This is a genomic window from Xanthomonas campestris pv. phormiicola (assembly GCA_025666215.1).
Taxonomy (GTDB): domain Bacteria; phylum Pseudomonadota; class Gammaproteobacteria; order Xanthomonadales; family Xanthomonadaceae; genus Xanthomonas_A; species Xanthomonas_A campestris_A.
Genome location: CP102593.1, coordinates 248,579 through 269,693 on the forward strand (window position 1 = coordinate 248,579; position 21,115 = coordinate 269,693).

15 protein-coding genes are annotated in these 21,115 nt (G+C 59.7%); 12 read left to right on the top strand and 3 right to left on the bottom strand.

The window, feature by feature from the left end:
• Position 1 precedes the first annotated feature (1 nt).
• The 8 genes from NRY95_00990 to NRY95_01025 all read left to right on the top strand — a co-directional run bounded on the left by NRY95_00990 (position 2) and on the right by NRY95_01025 (position 7,059).
• The gene (locus tag NRY95_00990) at positions 2-862 is read left to right on the top strand and encodes a hypothetical protein (protein ID UYC16590.1); all 861 of its coding nucleotides are present in this window, start codon (positions 2-4) and stop codon (positions 860-862) included.
• Positions 849-1,451 carry a hypothetical protein gene (locus NRY95_00995; GenBank protein ID UYC16591.1) on the top strand — a complete coding sequence of 201 codons (603 nt, stop codon included), beginning with the start codon at positions 849-851 and terminating at the stop codon, positions 1,449-1,451. The genes NRY95_00990 and NRY95_00995 overlap by 14 nt, the downstream gene beginning before the upstream one ends.
• Positions 1,452-1,733: 282 nt before the next feature.
• Positions 1,734-2,108: a barstar family protein gene (locus tag NRY95_01000; protein UYC16592.1), complete on the top strand. Its 375-nt coding sequence runs from the start codon at positions 1,734-1,736 to the stop codon at positions 2,106-2,108.
• Between the two features lie 208 nt (positions 2,109-2,316).
• A complete protein-coding gene (locus NRY95_01005; protein UYC16593.1) occupies positions 2,317-3,429 on the top strand; it encodes a hypothetical protein in 1,113 nt (370 codons plus the stop codon).
• Position 3,430: 1 nt separating this feature from the next.
• A complete protein-coding gene (locus NRY95_01010) occupies positions 3,431-3,961 on the top strand; it encodes a contact-dependent growth inhibition system immunity protein (GenBank protein UYC16594.1) in 531 nt (176 codons plus the stop codon).
• A gap of 182 nt (positions 3,962-4,143) precedes the next feature.
• Positions 4,144-5,355, top strand: coding sequence for an IS4 family transposase (locus NRY95_01015; protein UYC16595.1), 1,212 nt, complete (start codon positions 4,144-4,146; stop codon positions 5,353-5,355).
• 114 nt (positions 5,356-5,469) lie between these two features.
• Positions 5,470-5,949, top strand: coding sequence for a DUF2247 family protein (locus tag NRY95_01020; GenBank protein UYC16596.1), 480 nt, complete (start codon positions 5,470-5,472; stop codon positions 5,947-5,949).
• Positions 5,950-6,468: 519 nt separating this feature from the next.
• The gene (locus tag NRY95_01025) at positions 6,469-7,059 is read left to right on the top strand and encodes a hypothetical protein (GenBank protein ID UYC16597.1); all 591 of its coding nucleotides are present in this window, start codon (positions 6,469-6,471) and stop codon (positions 7,057-7,059) included.
• Between the two features lie 189 nt (positions 7,060-7,248).
• Here NRY95_01025 and NRY95_01030 read toward each other — a convergent pair whose 3' ends face one another.
• Positions 7,249-8,337, bottom strand: a complete 1,089-nt coding sequence (locus NRY95_01030) for an alginate lyase family protein (GenBank protein UYC16598.1) — start codon at positions 8,335-8,337, stop codon at positions 7,249-7,251.
• A 248-nt stretch (positions 8,338-8,585) separates the two neighbouring features.
• On the opposite strand from NRY95_01030, the gene NRY95_01035 reads away from it, so the two are divergent.
• Complete coding sequence (locus tag NRY95_01035; protein UYC16599.1) at positions 8,586-9,239, top strand: DUF480 domain-containing protein; 654 nt, start codon at positions 8,586-8,588, stop codon at positions 9,237-9,239.
• Between the two features lie 191 nt (positions 9,240-9,430).
• Here NRY95_01035 and NRY95_01040 read toward each other — a convergent pair whose 3' ends face one another.
• Both NRY95_01040 and NRY95_01045 read right to left on the bottom strand, forming a co-directional pair.
• Positions 9,431-9,973 (bottom strand): DinB family protein, encoded by a 543-nt coding sequence (locus tag NRY95_01040; protein ID UYC16600.1) that lies wholly within the window; start codon positions 9,971-9,973, stop codon positions 9,431-9,433.
• 2 nt (positions 9,974-9,975) lie between these two features.
• Positions 9,976-10,518, bottom strand: coding sequence for a GNAT family N-acetyltransferase (locus NRY95_01045; GenBank protein UYC16601.1), 543 nt, complete (start codon positions 10,516-10,518; stop codon positions 9,976-9,978).
• Positions 10,519-10,940: 422 nt separating this feature from the next.
• On the opposite strand from NRY95_01045, the gene NRY95_01050 reads away from it, so the two are divergent.
• The 3 genes from NRY95_01050 (at position 10,941) to NRY95_01060 (ending at position 20,874) form a co-directional block, all read left to right on the top strand.
• Entirely contained in the window at positions 10,941-12,722 is a 1,782-nt protein-coding gene (locus NRY95_01050) for an autotransporter assembly complex protein TamA (GenBank protein UYC16602.1), read from the top strand.
• A complete protein-coding gene (locus tag NRY95_01055) occupies positions 12,719-16,558 on the top strand; it encodes a translocation/assembly module TamB (protein ID UYC16603.1) in 3,840 nt (1,279 codons plus the stop codon). The genes NRY95_01050 and NRY95_01055 overlap by 4 nt, the downstream gene beginning before the upstream one ends.
• A gap of 107 nt (positions 16,559-16,665) precedes the next feature.
• Complete coding sequence (locus NRY95_01060) at positions 16,666-20,874, top strand: RHS repeat protein (protein UYC16604.1); 4,209 nt, start codon at positions 16,666-16,668, stop codon at positions 20,872-20,874.
• Positions 20,875-21,115 lie beyond the last annotated feature (241 nt).

Sequence of the window (21,115 nt, forward strand, 5' to 3'; positions counted from 1 at the left end):
CATGTTTACTTATTCGGGCCTAGATGGGATACAGGATGCGGTCAGCAATTGGAATACTCGCAATGGCAATGCTATCCAAAGACTAGGTGGAGCGGGCCAGGCAGCTGGCGGTGCTGCGGCAGTTGCCCTTGGTACGTTCGGCTGTCCAGAAAGTATGGGAGCCGGATGTCTGCTAGCAATCTGGGGCGCTGACCAGCTACAGGCGGGAAATCGTACGCTGGAGTCTGGTCAACAGCAGGCGACGGTTGGCGGGTACTTGATCAGCAAGACAGGGATTTCGCCCGAATATTCGGAAGCGCTCTATTCCTTGATTGGTTTTGTGCCTGCAGGAGGGGCCTCTGCTGTGGGCAGAGCATCAAGTGGCTTGACCATCAAAAATGTAGATGTCGTCAATGCAGTTATTGACCCCGTTGACGACCTGAGTCGCCTAAAACCAACAACAACCTATTTTAGGGTTGAAGGGGGAGGTGTAGGTTCCGCTACAAGTCAAAACAGGATCACCGTTAATGCTGACAGGACAATTAGCATAAATCCTGGATGTTCAGGACAGCTTTGCGTGAGTGTTGGCAATGCCGACCACGCCGTCTACTATCTGACCAACAAGCGTCCGGATGGCTCTGTAGTTGTTTTTGAAGTTGATGCTAGTCTTCACAATGAAATTATGAGCAGGGCTGTACCACAACAACCTGTCCCCGGCGCATTTAGGGATCCATCTGCTCCAAAAGTAGTAGACCCAACGACACCCGGTACTTCGTTGGAGCTTCCAAAAATGTGGGAGTCTTTACTTGAGAAGCATTCAAGTGGGGCCTGTGTCTATTCTCAGTCTGAATTTTTGAAGGAATTTGGAAATGGTTCTAAATAAATTCATGCGCGATGCGCTGTGGAATGGGGAATTAAGCGTCTGCCTTTTCATTCTGGGTGGTAGCAATTTTTGGGTTATAGACGACAAAGTCAATTTTTCTTTGGACGCAGAAAAAAATTATAAAGCATATCTTGATAGGGGATATATAGATAAATATCAATACGAGGCGGCATGCAGGGAATTTCGGGGCGGAGTTCTGAGGTTAAATTCAGATAATTTTAAGCAGTATTTAGCCAGTAGCTCGGCAAAAATTTTTTCAAGAGGCGAGCTTGAGGAGTTTTTTTTCGATTCTGACGATTCTCGCGATGAACTGCTTGATGAGCTTGAAATGCACTACATGTCAGGCGCTGAAATCTCCAGTGATTGCATTAGAGATGTAAATTTACTTTCGTCTATGCTCCCTAGCTTTTATGTAAATTTTGATAGAAGAATCTATATGCATATGGATGGCACTAGATCGCATGAAGAGCTTGCATATAGTGATTGGATCGCCAAAAATGGAGATTTCTCCTTCTTGATTCCGGATTTGCAAAGATATTGGTTGCGAAGGTCCAGAGACTATTGGAAGGTAAAATTTCTTTCGTCTTAGGCGGTTCTTTCGTCTTAGATGGTCTGATTTTCCACGTGATTCAAGTCTCAAGTACGCGGTGCGTCAATTAAGTGCCCGCAAACAAATAACGCTGTCGCCACATTGAATCGCGATGGAGATTTGCCGGCGAAGCCACTTGGCTGTTACACGGAATATGTGCATCCAACTCCTGGCGTATCAGGTCCCGGGCCTCAGCGAATAGTTGTAGGGAAGGGCGGAGAAATGTATTACACGCCATATCATTACAAGACGTTTATTCCAATCAACAACTGAGGTCTCGAAATGTCGCCATTTAAATTTTCAGATATCGCGCCGTCTTATGATGCGGCAGAAGTCTTCTATGTGCGCATTGACCCGGAGATATGTTTATCTGAAGAGTTGTTAAAATCACTGTACTACAGCCTTTGGTTTCCGGGGTACTTTGGTTTTAACTGGAATGCTCTTTATGATTTTTTAACAGATCTTGGGTGGATTCCCTGTCACAAGATTGTTCTTGTACACGATGCGTTGCCAAATTTGCCTGAAAAAGATTTGAAGGTTTATCTAGACGTGTTGCATGATTCAGTTTCTGGTTGGAGTGGAAATGTAGAGCATGAGTTAGAAGTTTTCTTTCGTTCGATGGAAAAGACGAAAGTGGAAAATATTTTAAATGGATAATTTATATATGAATCGCAAAATTTTGGATCTGCGCCTATAGATAATCTAAGAATCAATTTGTTTTATTATTTGATCTCGGTCATTTATTTAGAAGCAAGATCGCTTTATTAACTGCCATTGCATCGGAGACAGCTGCAACTGCCTGCCGGTAATAGGCATCAACATCGATGCCAGCCAAGCTAACGCGGCACTGGATCTGATCGACATATTGACGGCCAACGACACGCACTCCGAACAAAGGGGCCAGAGGAAATATCTATTTCAATCGGATATTTCCTCTGGCCCCTTTGTTCCAGAGCAGCAAGCAGAGCTGCTTAATCTCAAGCCGGGCACGCATGAATACGACGCGATACTCGCGGTAGGGGTGGTGCAGACGGCCTCAAAAGGCATGGCTGGAGTTGGATCCCTCTACGATCTCGACCATCAGTTGTTGACCGAGACGGATTGGCAAGGACCGCAAGTCAAGAATCTGATTGGTGGCATGTCGCTTGAAAGCCGAAATAGGCTGGAAATAGCGTATCTAGGGCCGCTCTTCGGTGCACCGGGAGCTTGGACAGCAACCGTATTCGATGGAAGCCCAGAGCAGGTTGCTGGAGCAAATCAATTTGGCGTCAACGTATTCGATGTGGCGAGCACAATTGAGTTTTTGGGGCCGCGCAGCACGCGATCAGGGAAGGGTTCATCTGTATACGATTCCTATGTCGGCTCGGCTAAGGGTGACATTCCGACTCTGGATGCAATTAATTTCGTAGCTGAGAAGCCTAGGTCTGACGCTGTTGATACGATGGGGGAATTCAGCTATTCCTCCACTTTCCTGGCTCCAGTGGGGTACACTGTCCCAGCATTAGAAAGTGTGGGGTCTGTAAGCGGTGTAAGGTCGATTGGTGGGACAGTAGATCGTGCTGCTACTGGGATTGAGTGGGGTAGGGGTATCCAAGGTCAAGGAATGCCTTGGGAGGACTACCTTGTGGCGCAACTGCCAACTGATTCCCGACTACCCGCGAACTTCAAGACGTTTGACTTTTTTGATGAAAATACCGGTGTTGCGATCAGTGCAAAAACACTTGATACGACTACTGTGGCTAGAATCGCTAATCCAGTTCAGGTTTATTCATCGCTCAAGGGAAATGTTGATGCCGCCGCAGGTTTTACTGGGTACACGTTGAAGGGCGTAACAGTATCCTCTGGTCAAATTACTGATCGTGTATTGGAAGTGGCAGTTCCAAAAGCTACGACGAGTGCTCAGTGGGATCAAATTAATAGAGCTGTTGAGTATGGGAAGAGCAAAGGCGTCACGGTAAAAATCACCAGAGTAGATTAATATGGGCGATGTCGTAAAAACAGCTTGGGCGGACGCGAAAATAAATAATGATTTTATTTCCGTGAAAACTTTTTCCGGCTATCGGAGTAGTCGAGCAGATCCACAAGGTGTTGAGTATTTCTTGAACACTGACGTTGCCGATGAAGAGCTAGGGTTTGCCGTGCTTGACGCCTTGGCGCATAGTCGATTTGTGCTTTCCGAGCCGCGAGAGGATGTTTGGATTCATCCTGAAGTTACTTTTGATAGAGAGTTATACAACTACGACCTGACCAATCAACGATATGATCAATGGGTTGGCGGTATTTTGGAGCAGTATGGCTACAAGACTAAGCGTGCATTGTTTAAAGATATGAAGAACTGCAGTATCGAAAGTAAATGTGGTCAGATCACTATTCGTCCCAGCCATCATGAAAAGTTAGAAGCCTGGAGTGGCAAGGGAATAGGTGAAGGTGACCATGTCATTATTCCAAGCGGTAGCAGTCCTTCTGACGTGGGTGCGGCTTTGCGCTTGGCCTTTAGTCGATGCACTTAATACATGTGGTTTTCGAACAAAGGGGCCAGAGGAAATATCTATTTCAATCGGATATTTCCTCTGACCCTGAGGTTTCCCCAGCTTTAGTTCTTAGCAATCAAGAGTTTGCAGCGGCTTTGGTTTGCAAAAGCGCGCGCATGGCGCGATCTTCGCGGTTACCACACCAATGAGGATCGCAGACCATGCGCGCGAGCCAAGTATTGCAAAGATGCCTGGAGTCGGCACTGTCGCCGATGCATGCACTACGCCGGCAGACGCTGCTGCTGGCGGTCGAGTCGCTGCTGGCGGGTCGCCGCCTGGTGCTGATCGATCTGGCCCGCAGCTGGTTGGACGCCGAACGTATCCGTGCGCCGCTGAAGCGACTGGATCGGTTGCTGAGCAACCCACGCCTGCACGCCGAACGTGAGCGCCTGTATGGCGGCATGGTGCGCTGGCTGGTGCGCTCGCCCACGCCGGTGATCGCGGTCGATTGGTGCCGCTTGAAGGGCGATGGCCGCTGGCATCTGTTGCGCGCCGCGGTGCCAGTGGGCGGACGAACCTTGACGTTGCTGGAGCAGGTGTTCCCGGAACGGGAACTGGCGTCGCCAAAGGTAGAGCGTCGCTTCCTTGAACGCCTCAAAACACTGTTGCCCGAGCACAGCCGTCCGATCCTGATCACCGACGCAGGCTTCCGGGCGCCGTGGTGCCGGACGGTGGAGCGGCTGGGATGGCAGTGGATCACGCGCCTGCGGCATCGCACCCAGGTCAAACCTATCGAGATCCCCGACCAGGCCGATCAGTGGGTACCGTGCCGCGCTCTGTACGCGTTGACCCTGACGGGCAAGTCACGCGATCTGGGCGTGTTCGACGTGGTGCGCAACGAGCCGATTCAGGCGCGCCTGGTCCTGCATGCGGATAGGCCGCGGGGACGGCGGCACACGACGCTCAAGGGCGAGCGCCGCCGCGGCAAGCAAAGCCGGCAGCATGCACAGTGCGAGGCCGAACCCTGGTTGTTGATGACGTGCAAGGAGATGGCTCACGTCAGCGCCGGGCAGGTGGTGGCGATCTATCGCCGGCGGATGCAGATCGAACTCGGGTTCCGCGATCTGAAATCGCATCGCTACGGCCAGGCCTTCGAGGACAGCCTGACCCGCAAGCGCGAGCGGATCGAGACGTTGTTGCTGCTGCACGCATTGGCGATGTTCGTGTCCTGGCTGGCAGGCATGGCGGCCGAAGCGATCGAGGCACAGGACAAGCTCAACCCTTACCCGACCGCACGCAGGCTCTACTGCCTGGTGCGATTGGGTCAGGAAGCCTTACAGCGAGGATGGTTGGAACGACCGCTCCACGCCATGCTTCACGCGCTACGTCAGCTGTCACCGGAGGCCAGTCAGAACATGCGGTTCGTAACATGAAAAAGTGGGGAAACCTCAGCCTCTGACCCCTTTGTTTCCTCACAGGAGGTTTATTCCGGGAGGGAAGGTGACGGGTTATCCTAATCAGAGGCCTAATCAAGGGAAGGGCAAGCAATGAAAATTTGCGAGTTAAATACGCTACGAAATCTCGGATTGCTAAGCTGGGGGTCGTTGATAGTTGGAAAAGAAAATGGTTGGATCAGTAAGCGAGAAATAATTGAGTGTTGCGATTATATTTTGGGTGGCAGCATGGATCAAAATTTAATTGATGTAATCATTTTGGCGGATTCGTCTGATAATGATTTTATGGCTGCGGCGTATAAAAATGCTGGTCAATTTGAAAGGCCCATTGAGTTGGATAAGTGGCGTCTTGCATTTTTGTTATGTATTTTTAATTCTCCTGAAGGCTCAGTGGATAAGATAAATAAGCTTCAGCTGGTTTATTCTGATTTTGATTATCCGGAAGACATGGAGGGGTGTAGTATTTATTCAGGGATAATTGTTGATCCTTTAGTTTCCATGAAAGGCGTTATATTGAGTATTGCTAGAAGGCTAGGCGTTAAAAATATTGAACAAGGCGCAATACAAAAGTAACAATAAAGCGGGGATTTTAAATCTTACGCCGGCGTCAACGCGCTGGAGCGTGCCGCCAACTGCCTGGGCGGCGTCAACGCCAACCGCAACGCCGGCCCCGGCCGTCGCTACCTGATCGAGACCGATCCGCGCTTCGTCAATTACGACAACTTCATCAGCAGCGACTACCTGCTCGACAAGCTCGGCGTGGATCCGGAGTGGGCCCAGACCCACCCGGGCAACGGCTTCTACGAACAACGCCTGGTGCTAGAGCAGATCACCCAGCTCATTGGCCGCCGCTACTTGGGCAACTACGACGACGGCGTGCGTGCATGGTCGTCAGTCCCTTTTTGATTTAGTTACCTCGAAGACTGCGCCATGCGCACGCTCACTACCAGTCGGATCTCCTGTAAGTCGCTAATCTGTCAACGCAAAACGTGGGCCAACTCAGACTCTGATCCCGTTTTCGCCGACAATCAAACAGCTTCAGAATCTCAGCCGGCAACCGCTATCACCACCTCAAGTCACGATGAGGCCAGAATGGAACTCCTCCCCAAGCTTCTTCTGCTGACCGCATTTTTCGCTGTGGCTTGTCCAGCCGCGGCCATAACAGGCGACGACGAGGACGAGCAGGCACGGGTCAACCCCGACAACGAGGCGCGGATCCGCTTTTTCGGGCAGGCCGTGATTGGCCTGGAGTTCTATCGCAACACCATGTGCTACGGCGGTGATGCTGAAAGCGAAACGCCTTCCAGCAGCGGCTTCGGCGGTGCCTTCGGCAGCAAGAAGAACATTTCCCTGGGAATGCCGGTCACCCCCAATGTCACCAACCTCAAACAGCGCAACGGCATCCTGGCCAAGGCGTTTTATCGCGAATACGCCATCACCGCAGGCGAGCCGATCGCCATCCACGCCTCGTATTATGAAACTACGGGGCCAAGCGGCATTTCGCGCGGCTGCGACGATTTCGGCGCGTCCTTCGTCCCCGAAAAAGGCCAGGACTACGAGGTCGCCCTGGATTTCTCGCGCCAGTACTGCCATCTCACCATCTCCAGGATCAGCGAAACCAGCGACGGCGTAGCGCTGGCTCCGGTCGAATCCAAAGACGCGCAGGAATGTAGCGACGAATAGGGCCGCTTTGCTGCCGGGTGTGCCAACCGGCATGCGCGAACGCCGGCCTTGGTTTCTGCCTGGAACAGGCTACGGGGTGAATTGGCCCGCGAAGTGTCTGTTCAAAAAGGACCGCAGATGGACGGCACCACGGTGCAGACAAGCAATAACACAGCAGTGCTTCGATGGCATCGCGATCGACCAGCCTCTCTAGTTGGCACTCGACAGCGGCCGCCCCGGCAGCAAGCTAAAAGCCAGGCGCAGGTCCGCGGTGCTGCCACCAAGCTGCATCGCCAAGCGGGCGCTGTCAGGATCGTAGGCAGCCGTCAGCGACAGCAACGGTAGTGCATCGCGAGGCGCATATGCGCTGCCGATCACATGGCCCGCTTCGCCGTTGCGCGAGCGGGCCTTGTCGAAGGCGACGTCGCTGCCGACGAATTCGGCATGGGTCTTGTCGCCGCGTAGGTAGGGCAGCAGCCATTGCACGCTGTGCGCGAGCGAGGCGCCGTTGCGCGCCTGCCAGTGATACAGGTCGTCGCCACGCTCGGAGAACGCCAAGGCGAGCGTCACCAAGGGGCGCAGGTCATAGACATGGTAGGACAGCGCATCGCGCTCGATGAAGTCGATGCCCTGGCCGTCCGGTCGCAGGTTGTCGCCGATCTGTTGCTTGAATCCCTCCCTGGCGTAGGCGATCAATGCGTCGTCGTCCAGCGCGATGCCGATCAGGCCGACGGTCTTCAGGCGATGGCTCTGCCAGTTGTTGGTGGCGGTCTTGCGCTTGGGATCGCGCGACGCGATCTCGGCGCGCGCAATGCGCCGCATCCAGTCGTCGACGTCATCGCGGGTACCGGTCGGCAGCGACTTCCTGACGATGCGATAGGCAAAGATTGCCGGCTCCAGGCCGGTCTCGTCGATGGGTTGACCGGTAGGCTGGTTCACTGCAGCCCATCGGCCGAGATAGTCGCCGGCTTTCGTCGCATAGCGCTCCTCGCCGGTCAGGGCATAGGCCACGGCCAGCGCCTGGATCTTGCGCATGTCGCCCAGGCTCGCTTCGGTGCTTGCCTTGACGGGGTCGCCTTTCAGCCGGCCGGCGGTGCTCAGCACCGCGATGGGGTGCGCGGTATCGCGCAGCGCCGCGTCGGCCAGGCGCAGTTGTGCGACAGCCGCCTCGCTGCCGGTGCCGAGTTGGCGCCATTGCTGCTGGGTCGGCCAGAGGCGCTGCATTGCATCGGCCGGCGTAAATACTGAAAGTGCGAGGACGGCGATGGCGAGGCTTACTCGCAACGCGGCGAACGACATGTGGGGCACTCCTTGCAGCTGCGGCGACTCGCGACGTGGGCGAATCTATGCCGCACGCCATGAACCGGGCATGGCTCCAGGCAAGAGGATGGGAGGCGGTGACTGTCGCTGCATCTGCCAGGCAGTGCGCTACAACCTGACCGCAAGATGGTGCTGCAAGCGCTGCCTGCATGGCAGGGTGACAGGGAAATCCCAGTTGATGCCGTATGCCGGGCTATCCTAGCCACCCCTGCCGCTGGTATCCCACGATGACGACCGATGCGCCGCCACCCCCCGTTCTCTCCGCCGTCGAGGCCCGTGCGCTGGGCTGCCTGATCGAAAAAGAGGCCACCACGCCGGATGCGTATCCGCTCACGGTCAACGCGACGGTGGTGGCCGCCAACCAGAAGACCTCGCGCGAGCCGGTGCTGTCGCTGAGTCCGGGCGATGTGCAGCATGCGCTGCGCCAGTTGGAAGGGCACGGGCTGGCGCGGCAGCAGTTCTCTTCGCGTGCGGTGCGCTACGAGCACCGGTTGGCCGCGGCGTTGGACCTGACCCAGCAGCAGGTGATCCTGATCGGGCTGCTGTTGCTGCGCGGCCCCCAGACGGCGAACGAGTTGCTGGCGCGGGCCGAGCGCATGGCGCGGTTCGCCGATGCCGAGGACGTGCGGCACCAGTTGGAGCGCCTGGCGCAGCGCCAGTTGGTAGTGCAGTTGCCGCGCGCCAGCGGCCAGCGCGAGGACCGCTACATGCATCTGCTCGGCGGGCCGATCGATGCGGAGGCGCTGGCGGCATCGTTCAAGGCGCGCCCGGCCGCGTCCGGCAACGACGAGTTGGAAGCGCGGGTGCAGGCGCTGGAAGCCGAGGTGGCGGAGCTGCGCGAGATCGTCGCGGGGCTGCAGGCGCAGGGCGGTACGCCGTAGCGCCGACGTTACGCAGGGAGGCTGCGGCGCGTCGCTCGCGCGTCTTCGGCATCATTGCCAGGCTTACAGACTCGCCGACGGCGATGCGGCGAGTGGTGTCTGCCAGCCGCGCGGCGCCGCCGAGCGCGCGGATCCCGTTGTCTCCATCGTCGCTGGCGCGGGCTGCTCGCGCGCGCCGCCGGCGTCGATCCTTACTCCAGCTCCATCTGCGGAATCAACGCCAGCAGATCGGTCACCCCCACCTCCGCGCCGGCCTGGTTGAGCAAGGTGGTGGCCTGGCCGCGGTGGTGGGTCTGGTGATTGAAGAAATGCAGCAGCAGGTCGCCGAAACGCCGGCGATACGTGTCGCCGCGGGTATTGCGGTAATGCAGGGCGACATCCAGGTCCGCCGCGCTCACCTGCGCCATCCAGGCGGCGATGGTCGCGTCCAGCGCCTGGCGTTGCGCCAGCAGCGCAGGCAGGGTCGCGGCTTGCACGGCGTCCAGCGCGGCGGGCGTTGGCGCGGCGGCGATCGCCGCCAGTGCCGGGTACTGCGCCGGATGCTTGGCGAAACGCTGCAGCCAGATCGTATCGGCCACCACCAGGTGGTTGAGCGTGCCCAGCAGCGAGCCGAAGAAGGCGCCGCGGTCCTGCGCGACGGCGTGTTCCGGCAGCGTCGCTGCCGCGGCGTACAAGCGCTCGTTCATCCACTGGTTGTAGCGCGCGAGCAGTTGCAGCGATTCCAGGCTGTCCACGTTCAAGCTTCCGATGGCACGACGCGGGAAGACAGCTCGAGGATGTACAGTTCCACCTCGTGCGCATCGGCCGCGATCCGCGTACGGCCCTGCGCAGCGAAGCCCAGCGCCTCCAGCAGCCGGCTCGAGCGCGCGTTGTCCGGCGCCACGATCGCGCACAGGCGCGGCAGTGCCAGGGTGTCTTGTGCGTACGCCAGGACCGCTTGCGCGGCTTCGCTGGCATAGCCGTGGCCTGCGTAAGGCTGCAACAGGGCGTAGCCCAGGTCCGGACAGGGCAGGGCGGGGCGCAGCACCAGGCCGGCGACGCCGAGCCAGGCGCCGTCGTCGCGGCGTTCCACGGCATACAGGCCGAAGCCGTTCTGGGCGTAGCTGAGCACTGCGCCGTCGGCGAGGTAGCGGCGCGCCTGGGCTTCGTCGTGCACGCCGCGGTCGCCGATGTGGGCCAGGAAGCCAGGGTCGTTGAGCAACGCCAGCATCGCGACGGCGTCGCGGTCCGGCTCCAGCAAGCGTAAGCGCAGGCGCGCGGTTTCGATCACGGTGGACACTGCACTTCCTCGCAGGAATGACGATCGCACCAGCGTGGCGCGGCCCGTGCGGATTGGCAAGCCGCAGAGGGGGGCCGCCGGAGCTGCGCCGCTTGCTGGGCTTCGCCGCGCGAGGGAGCGTTGTCTGCTGCGCCGCCCGGGGGGCCACGGCGCGCCATCGCACGCGCCACCGACGCGCGAGGAGGCGGCGAGTAAGCGCTCCTGCTGCCGCGCAGGATGGCGTCCGGCAGCGCATGCGGCCCACCTCGGCACGCGTCCCACCCCCGCGCTGCACCGACGCGGACGCGCGGCCGTTGCAGCCGCCGTTGCCGCAAAGGCATGCGGCATCGGCAACCTTGCCAACCGCTTACGCGACCTTGCCGGCAGATGCAAGCCAACGTCTAGTTAACAGCTTCACACGGTGTGTCGGTATTCTGGCGCCCATGCGATCCATCCCCCGCCTCGCCCTGCTCTTGTCCTTGCTGTCGCTGGCCGGCCTCGTCCAGGCGCGCGGCACGATCGAAAAAGTCCAGATACAAGGCCTCGACAAGGACGACGATGCGGCGATGATCGAGAACATCCAGGTCTCGCTGTCGCTGTACCAGGCCATCGGCAAGGTCCAGGGCGAATCGCGCCTGGAGTACCTGCTGAGCCAGGCCGAACGGCAGACCCGGCGGGCGCTGGAGCCGTTCGGCTACTATACCCCGACCATCACCGTCGACGCGCCGCGCAACGACGACAAGCTGACGGTCACCCTGCACGTGAACAAGGGCGAGCCGGTGCGGGTGCGCAACTTCCATGTGGGCATCACCGGGCCGGCCGAGGACGACAGCTACCTGGGCGAGGACCTGCAGAAGTTCCACCCCAAGGCCGACGAGGTCTTCGACCACACCACCTACGAGACCAGCAAGGTCGCCATCACCCGGCGCCTGGCCGAGCGCGGCTACTTCGATGCCGACTTCACCCAGCGCCGGGTCGAGGTGACCCGCGCCGACCATGCCGCCGACATCGACCTGAGCTGGGACAGCGGCCGCCGCTACAACATGGGTGCGATCCGCTTCCACCAGGACTATTTCAATCAGGACCTGTTCGATCCGCTGGTGTACTGGGACGAAGGCAGCTACTACCACGAGGGCAAGCTCGACCGGCTGCGCGAGTCGCTGGTCAAGCTGGACTATTTCAGCACCGTCGACATCCAGCCCAAGCCCGAAGAGGCCGACGCCGACGGCAACGTGCCGGTCGACGTGAACCTGACCCGCGCCAAGCGCAGCATCTACACCAGCGGCATCAGCTACGGCAGCGAGAGCGGCGCCGGCGTGCGCCTGGGCGTGGACCGCCGCTACGTCAATGCGCGCGGGCACAAGCTCAGCACCCAGCTGGACTACGCGCAGAAGCGCAAGAGCCTGATCACCAGCTACCGGGTGCCGGCGTTCCGCTGGCTCGACGGCTGGTACACCGCCTCGATGCGCGCCTACGACGAGCAGACCGACTACATCGACCTGCGCAACCTCAAGCTCACCGGCAGCCGCAGCGGCGAGATCAACGAGCACTGGACCGCGATCGCCTCGCTCAATGCGCTGCGCGAGCGCTGGCGCTACGCCACCGACGAGGTGTTCGACAACGCGCTGTACCAGTATTCCACGCTGGTCTATCCGCAGATCGAAGCCGACTACGTGGGCGTGGACGACAAGGTATTCCCGCGCAAGGGCTTCAGCGGCAACCTCAGCCTGCGTGCCGGCGCCGAAGGGCTGGGCTCGGACGCCAGCTTCACCCAGGCGCACATGCGCCTGAGCTGGTTCCAGGGACTGGGCGACAACAGCCGCCTGCTCCTGCGCGGCGAAGCCGGCAGCACCTGGACCAACGCGCTGGTGGCGATGCCGCCGAGCCTGCGCTTCTTCGCCGGCGGCGACAACAGCATCCGCGGCTACGCGTTCCGCGAGGTCGGCCCGCGCACCGCCGCACCGGACCGCTTCGCGCTCGGCGCCAAGCACGTGCTCACCGGCAGCGCCGAGTACGAGCACTACTTCAAGGGCGGCCCATGGGGCGGTGCGGTGTTCGTCGACAGCGGCAGCGCCTTCGACGATACCCCGGACTGGCACACCGGCGTCGGCTTCGGCGTGCGCTGGCGCTCGCCGGTGGGACCGGTGCGGGTTGACATCGCGCATGGCCTAAACGATCCGGACTCGCAGTTCCAGCTCTATCTCAACATCGGAGCCAACCTGTGAGCGCGACCGGCCCCGCCACGCCCGCGCCGCCGCCGCCGCGGCGCCCGCGCTTCTACCGGCGCAAGCGCTTCTGGTGGGGCTCGGGACTGACCATCGCCGGGCTGGGTTTGCTGGCCTTGCTGGCGGTGTACTGGCTGCTGCAGACGGTGGCCGGACGCGATGTGCTGCTGGCGCAGATCGTGGCGCGGTTGCCCGCCGGATCCTCGCTCACCTGGGAGCGCGCCGAGGGCCCGCTGGCCGGCCCGCTGATCCTGTACAACCTGGATTTCCGCTACGACCAGATCCACTTCACCGCCGAGCGCGCCTACCTGGATCCGGACATCCGCCCGCTGCTCGGGCGCAAGCTGCAACTCGACACGCTGCAGCTGAAGAACGCCACGCTCAACCTGGCCAAGAGCGACGAACCGTTCGCACTGCCGAGTTGGCCGCAGTCGCTGCCGCAGATCGAAGTGCCGCTGGCGCTGCAGGCCGATCGCATCCTGATCAACGGGCTGCGCATCACCCAGGCGCAGCAACCGATGATCGATATCCACACGCTGAGTGGCGGCATCGAAGTGGCCAACGGCGAATTTCGCGCGAAGCGCTTGGTCATGACCAGTGACCGCGGCGACTTCCGCGTCGATGGCGATTACGTGCCGGCGCAGGACTACAAGGCCAACCTCACCGCCAGCGCGGTGTTCCCGGCTGCGCGCGGACGCACGCCGGCGCGGCTGGGCTTGATCGCGCGCGGCAACCTGGACAAGATGGAAGTGGCGATCGCCGGCAACGCGCCGGCGCCGTTGCGCACCACCCTGGTATTCACCGGCCGCAACGATCCCACCTGGCAGTTCGCCGCCAGCAGCAAGGCGCTGGACCCGTCGCTGTTCGTGCCGCCCGGCGATGCCGCGGCCGCCGCCAGCGAACCGATCGCGTTCGACCTGAGCGCTTCCGGCAAGGGCGGCGACGCCAAGCTGCAGGGCCAGCTCGCATACGGCGCGCAGAAGCTGACGCTGGACCCGTCCAACGTGCGCCTGGACAACCAGGTGCTCACCGTCGCGCCGCTGCAACTGCGCGCCTTCGATGGCCAGGCGCGGCTGCGCGGCACCGCCGACTTCCGCGATCCGGACAACGCCACCTTTCGCTTCTCGGTCAACGCCAGCGGCCTGAATTTCGCCACCGCCCCGGATCCGTCCACGCCGGACGCGCCGGCCGTGCCGATCAAGCTGGTCGACGCCAATCTCGGCCTGGCCGGCACGCTGAAACAGTGGGCCACCTACGGCGAAGCCACCGTCTCGCGCGGCAAGGACAGCGCCGAACTGCACCTCGATGTGCGCGGCGACGACCAGCGCGCGCAGCTCAAGCAGGTGCAGGCGAAGATGCCCAGCGGCACGCTCGACCTCGGCGGCGAAGTGGCCTGGGTACCGGAATTGAGTTGGGAGGTGAACGCCAAGCTGGCCGGCTTCGATCCCGGTTATTTCGCGCCGGGCTGGGACGGCAACCTGTCCGGCCAGTTCGCCTCCAAGGGCAAACAGCTGCCGGCGCATGCCGACGGCAGCGCCGCCGGCTACCAGGCCAGCCTCGACGTGCCACGCTTGAACGGCAAGCTGCGCAGCCGCCCGCTCGATGCCAACGGCACCTTCGCGCTGCAGGGCGAGCAGGGCGAAGGCAAGCTGCAACTGGCGCTGGGCGACAGCCGCGTGCAGGCGCAGGGCAAAGTCGGCGACCAGCTCGACATCGATGCGCAACTTCAGCCGCTGCAACTGGCCGACCTGCTGCCCGGTGCCACCGGCAGCCTGCGCGGCAGCGTGCAGGTCAAGGGCCGCCGCGATGCGCCCGATCTCACCGCCGATCTCACCGGCAATGGTTTGAAGTGGGACAGCTACGGCGCCGACAGCGTCAGCCTGCGCGGGCGCCTGCCGTGGCGCGGCAGCGGCGGCGAACTGGCGCTGCGCGGCAGCGCGATCAGTGCCGGCGTGGTACTTGAGACAGTGCGCGTGGACGCGCGCGGCGCGGTGGAAAACCTGCAGCTCGATGCCGACACCCACAACGACATGGGTGCGCTCGCCTTCGCCGGGCAACTGCGCCGCGACGGCGCGCGCTGGCAGGGTGGGTTGAATACGCTGCGGGTGGCGCCGGCCAAGGGCGAACCCTGGCAACTGCGGCAACCGGCCACGTTCGCCATCGCCGGCAGCGCCTTCACCCTGTCCGACACCTGTCTCGGCGCGAACGGTGGTGGCGCGCTGTGCGTGGCCGCCAACTGGCCCAAGCAGGGCCTGACCGTGCGCGGCGACGCGTTGCCGCTGTCGCTGGTGCAACCGTGGCTGCCACCCAACAGCGGCCGCAAGATGTACCTGCGCGGCGAACTCACCCTCGACGGCAGCTTCAAGCCGGCAGGCAACGCCTGGCAGGGATCGCTGCGGCTGGCCTCGCCGGAAGGCGGCCTGCGCCTGGGCGACAACGCGCGCGGCGAACTGGTGCGCTACGACCAGTTCAGTTTCGTCACCGATTTCACCGCCCAGCACATCCACTCCAAGCTCGGCGTCGGCTTCAAGGGCGATGGCTTCATCGACGCCACCGTGGACACCGGCTGGGACGCGTACGCGCCGCTCACCGGCGAGATATACATGAACATGTCGCGGCTGTACTGGATGGAGCTGTTCTCGCCCGATCTGGTACGGCCCAAGGGCCTGGTCGAAGGCCACGTCAGCCTGCGCGGCACGCGCTCGCAGCCGTCGATGGGCGGCAACGCCACGCTCAGCGACTTCACCGGCGAACTGCCGGCGCTCGGCCTGACCCTGAGCGAAGGCAAGGGCCGCTTCGACGCGCAGCCGGACGGCTCGGCGCGCATCGTCGCCTCGGTCAAATCCGGCGAAGGCACGCTCAACGTCGACGGCGGCCTGTCGTGGTACGGCGACACCACGCCGCTGCAGTTGAATATCCGCGGCAGCAACGTGCTGGTGTCCAATACCGCCGAACTGCGCGCGGTGGCCAACCCCGACCTGCAGTTCGGCATCGCCAACAAGACCATGAAATTGAATGGCCAGGTCACCGTGCCGTCGGCGGACATCGACCTGGAGCGGCTGGACCGCGGCACTTCGGTGTCCGAAGACGTGGTGGTGCTGGATCCGGCCGACCCCGAAGAAGCGCCGAGCTCGCCGCTGGAGATGGACCTGCGCGTGGTGCTCGGCGACCAGGTCAAGATGGCCGGCTTCGGCCTGAAGGGCGCGCTGACCGGCGCCATGCAGGTGCGCTCGCGCCAGGGCCGCGAGATGACCGCCACCGGCGGCCTGGACGTCAGCGGCCAGTACAAGGCCTACGGCCAGGACCTGACCATCACCCGCGGCCAGCTGACCTGGAGCAACAACATCGTCTCCGACCCGCGCATCAACATGCGCGCGCAACGCAAGGTCGGCGACGTCACCGCCGGCATCGACGTCACCGGCCGTGCCACCGCCCCGCACGCCGACGTGTGGTCGGATCCATCGATGTCGCAATCCGAAGCGATGGCGTACCTGGTGCTGGGCCGCAGCCTCAGCAACGCCAGCAGCGACGAAGCCGACCAGGTCACCGCCGCGGCCAGCGCGCTATCGGCCGGCAGCGGCATCCTCGCCTCGCAACTCGGCGCCAAACTCGGCTTCGACGACGCCGGCGTCAGCCAGTCGCGCACCCTCGGCGGCTCGGTGGTCGGCTTCGGCAAATATCTCTCGCCGAAACTCTACGTGAGTTACGGCGTGTCGCTGATCGGCAGCGGTTCGGTCTTGACCTTGAAATATCTACTCGGCCGCGGTTTCGACGCTGAGGTGGAATCGAGCACGGTGGAGAATCGTGGGTCGCTTAATTGGCGGAAGGAGAAGTAGTCGAAAATCAGCGTGATCAGAGCCAAAAATCTTCTTGACAAGGTCTTCACGCATTTGAGAGATTGACGCCTCTGTCAGCGCAACGCTGGCAGCCAAAGGGGCGAAGGATGTTCACTCAGTGGCAGGGACGGCGCAGCGTCGTCCTATTGTTGTTTTTGTCTTTATTGGGCCTGGAACAGGCAACGGCAGTAACGCCAGAGGACGAATTCGATAAGCGAATTCGGACGTCGCAGAATATCCAGCCGCTTGGTGAGAATCCTTTTGGCGAGAACATCAGTCTCTACAATGGAGCTCTGACTTTCAGGCAAGTGGATATCGATCAGCCTGGGACCGGGCTGCCGATCCAGTTGGTTCGCACATTCGACCCTTCCGACTCAAGTCCAAGGGAAGGCGCTGCCCGCGCGTTTTCTGACTGGCGACTGGAAGTTCCGAATATTCAAACATTGACGACTAGCCAAAATAGTTCTTTTTTTGCTGGTAATCGTTGCAGCAATTTTGGTTCAGCACCCTCTTTAGTTTTTAACCTGGGACGTCCGGCGCCTGTTATCTACAACGCAGAGCAATGGTGGGGCGGGTACCAGTTGATCATTCCTGGGATTGGTCGCCAAGACCTATTACGTCGAGATGCCTCCAACACACTCTCGCCGCAGATGACGGACTCCACTGGCGCGCAGCTGACGTTTCCCATAGTGACGCGTCAGCACTGGATGGTGACTTGTCTCGCTCAAACATCGAATGGACAGGGAGGGCAAGGATTTCTAGCGATTTCACCGGAAGGCACTAAATATTGGATGGACTGGCTGATCTATCGCGGTTACGACAATGTCGGTTTTGCGCAACCTGGCTTTGGTGGCGTCGATCGGCAAATGGCCATGATGATGGTGTCTCGCGTCGAGGACCGCTTCGGTAATAGCCTTCTCTATCAGTACGATGGTTCGGGCAACTTGCTCAAAATCCAGGCAAGTGATGGAAGGGTGCTAGATTTAACCTATGAAGCATGGCAGGGCGTCAACACCTCAGTGCCAAGCAGTAGAATTACTGCCGCAACTTTGCAAGCGAATGATGCATCTCCTAGAAAGTGGACCTATTCCTACGGAACGCTTTCAGATAATAGAGCTCACCTGACTGTCGTCACTCAGCCTGACGGTAGTTCATGGGGGATGGATTTCTCAGGTCTCTTCAACTTCAGTGGTATATCATATGTAACCTATGACCCCTATGATGGTTGCACGTTCAAAGTTTCGCAGAGTTCAGGCAGCACCAATCTCTCGCTGCGACACCCTTCAGGACTGGTAGGAAATTTTAGCGTAGGAACCTTGATTCGTGGTAGATCCTATGTTCCTTATCTGTGCGACTCCAGTTTTTCAGGAAATCGAAGCCTGGAAATTCCTAGTGTTTACAAGAATATTAATATATTAAGTAAGCGTGTTTCCGGGCCGGGGGTGCCAGAGCAGACGTGGACATATTCCTATTCTGGGCCAAACAACAGCTGGAGCAAAGATTGCAGTGCCGGTTGCGCTACAACAGTATGGACAGATGCAAAAAATCCGGCGGGATCGGTAACGCGCTATATCTTTAGTAATCGTTACGACTTTACCGAAAGTCAGCTGCTGCGAACTGAAGGCTACTCAGGTGCAGTAGGTTCCACATTATTACGCAGTGAAGATTCTGGCTATGCGGCACCTACGACAGGTCCTTGGCCGAAGCTGATAGGCGACGTGTTGCTGGGCAATATCAATAATGCTCAGGTTGGTACACTCTCACCCCTCTCCAGTAAGGTCATATCCCAAGAGAATACGCTTTACACGTATAGCGTCAGCAGCTTCGATGTCTTTGGCCGGGCCACGGTATTCGCGCGCTACAGTCCATGGCAGCGCAGCAGTGGTAGTTTGGACTATAGCGACAACACATCGAAGTGGGTGCTTGGCCAGGTGGCAAGGAAAACGAATGCTGAAACCGGCTTGGTCGAGTCACAAGTCGAGTACGACGCGACTAGCGCTTTGCCTACGAGGTCCTACGCATTTGGTAAGTTGCAGCAGACTATTGCCTACAATGCAGACGGAACTTTGGTGACAGTTACAGATGGTAAAAATAGCACCACCATGCTTTCCAATTGGAAGCGTGGTGTGCCGCAATTAATTCGCTTTGCCGACAATACCTCAATATCGGCAAGCGTTAACGACCATGGATGGATCACCGCGGTAACCGACGAAAATGGCTATGACACCAGCTACGGCTACGACCCAATGGGGCGAATGGTAAGCGTTGCCTATCCTGGCGGTGATAGTGTGGCTTGGAACGTCACAACGCAGACGTTTGAGCAGGTGGCGGCAGCAGAATATGGGCTGCCTGCAGGTCATTGGCGACAGACTGTCGCTACTGGCAACGCGCGCAAGGTAACCTATTTCGATGCATTTTGGCGGCCGTCTGTTACTTATGAGTTCGATGCGGGTAATCAGGATGCAAGTCGACGTTACCAGCGTTTCTCCTACGACTACGCGGGACGCACGACCTTCAGCTCATATCCTGGCTACACGGATGTGCTGAGCACCGGCATTTGGAGCAATTACGACGCATTGGGACGGAAAACTTCGGTGTCGCAAGACTCGGAGCTGGGCACGTTGACCGCGGTGACTGAGTACTTGCCGGGCAACCAGACACGGGTCACCGATCCGCGTGGTAACAAAACACTCACTGGCTACCAAGTCTTCGACCAACCCGCCTATGATGCACCGGTCTGGATCCAGCGTCCGGAAGGTGCGACCACCGAGATCGCGCGCGACGTTTTTGGTAAGCCGACGTCGATCCGGCGTCGCGATGCCGGCAGTAGCGTGTCGCTGACTCGCAGTTACGTGTATGACGGCTATCAACAACTGTGCAAGACGATCGAGCCGGAAACCGGTGCGAGCGCAACCGGCTACGACGCGGCAGGCAACATCGTATGGACTGCAAGTGGTCTATCGCTACCTAGCACGACGTCCTGCGATGCTGATGCAGCCTTCGCGTCCGGTCGCCGCGTCGATCGCAGCTACGACGCCCGTAACCGGATCAATGCACTGACCTTTCCGGACGGCAACGGCAACCAGCGCTGGACCTATTGGCCAGATGGTGAGGTCAAGCAGATCACCACGGGCAACAACGGCATCTCGACCTACAACAGCTTCGCCTACAACAAGCGTCGCCTGATTGTGGGGGAAAGCCAGGGTCAGGCCGATGGCGAGACCTGGGCGATTGGCTATGGCTACAACGCCAATGGCCATCTGGCAGCGCATCGTTATCCGTCGGGGCAGACCATCGACTATGCACCCAACGCCTTGGGGCAACCCACGCAGGCAGGTAGCTACGCGACCGGAGTGAGCTACTACCCCAACGGCGCGATCAAGCAGTTCACCTACGGCAACGGCATCGTGCATACGCTGACCCAGAATGCGCGCCAGCTGCCGGACAGCAGCCAGGATGCCTACGGCGGCACGACCTTCCTGAGCGACGGCTACGACTACGATGCCAACGGCAACGTAGCCGCCATCAGCGACGGCGCGACCGGCCGCAACCAGCGCGGCAACCGCACCATGGCCTACGATGGCCTGGATCGCCTGACCTCGGCGGTCTCGCCGATGTTCGGTACCGCAACCTACGGCTACGACATCCTCGACAACCTGACCCACGTCGTGGCACCGGGCCGGGACCACTACTATTGCTACGACGGCTACTGGCAACTGACCAATGTCAAGACAGGCAACTGCAGCGGCAGCACCGTCATCGGCATGAGCTATGACGTGCAGGGCAATCTGAAGAACAAGAACGGCCAAGCATTCGCGTTCGACTACGGCAACCGCCTGCGCGAAGCGACAGGCAAGGAAACCTATCGCTACGACGGCTATGGTCGCCGTACCCTAGCGATGCAAAGTGGCGGGGCCATCGGCTCGATGTACGACCAGGCAGGAGCATTGCGCTACCAGAAGAACCAACGTCAGGCGAAGGCGACCGACTACATCATGCTGGGTGGAAGCCTCGTGGCCGAAGCCGACTGGCCGTTCGGGCAGACCGCGGCAGTCAAGGACTACGTAAACTGGACAGCGGTTGGTGGCGCTACTCGCTATGTGGTGGAAGAGAGCGTTGACGGCGTCACGTGGACATCTGTCTATGAAGGCACCGATCCCAGCTGGACCTCGCTTGCTAGGCCCTCAGGTACTTATTCGTATAGCGTGACGGCCTGCATGTCCGACGGAACGTGTAGCGCTGCTTCCAATGTGGCGCATGTCCAGCACTTGGCGGTCGATATCGTACCGATGCTGTATCAGCTGCTATTGAATTGATAAGAAACGTCCTGCTTGAATCAGCTATACAGAAGCCAATTCGTAAAACGGAATAATTTTTACCGGGATGTGGCGAACATGTGTAATTGTCTGTATATGAAAATTATTATCGCCGATGTCTGCCAGCAATTGGGCGGTAGTGTTGCACGCCACTACCGCGTCTGGCGCTCGAGTGAATTGAATTCCTGATAGGTTTTACTGTCAGCGTAGCCCTAAATATCATCGAGTCGATTAAGTGGTT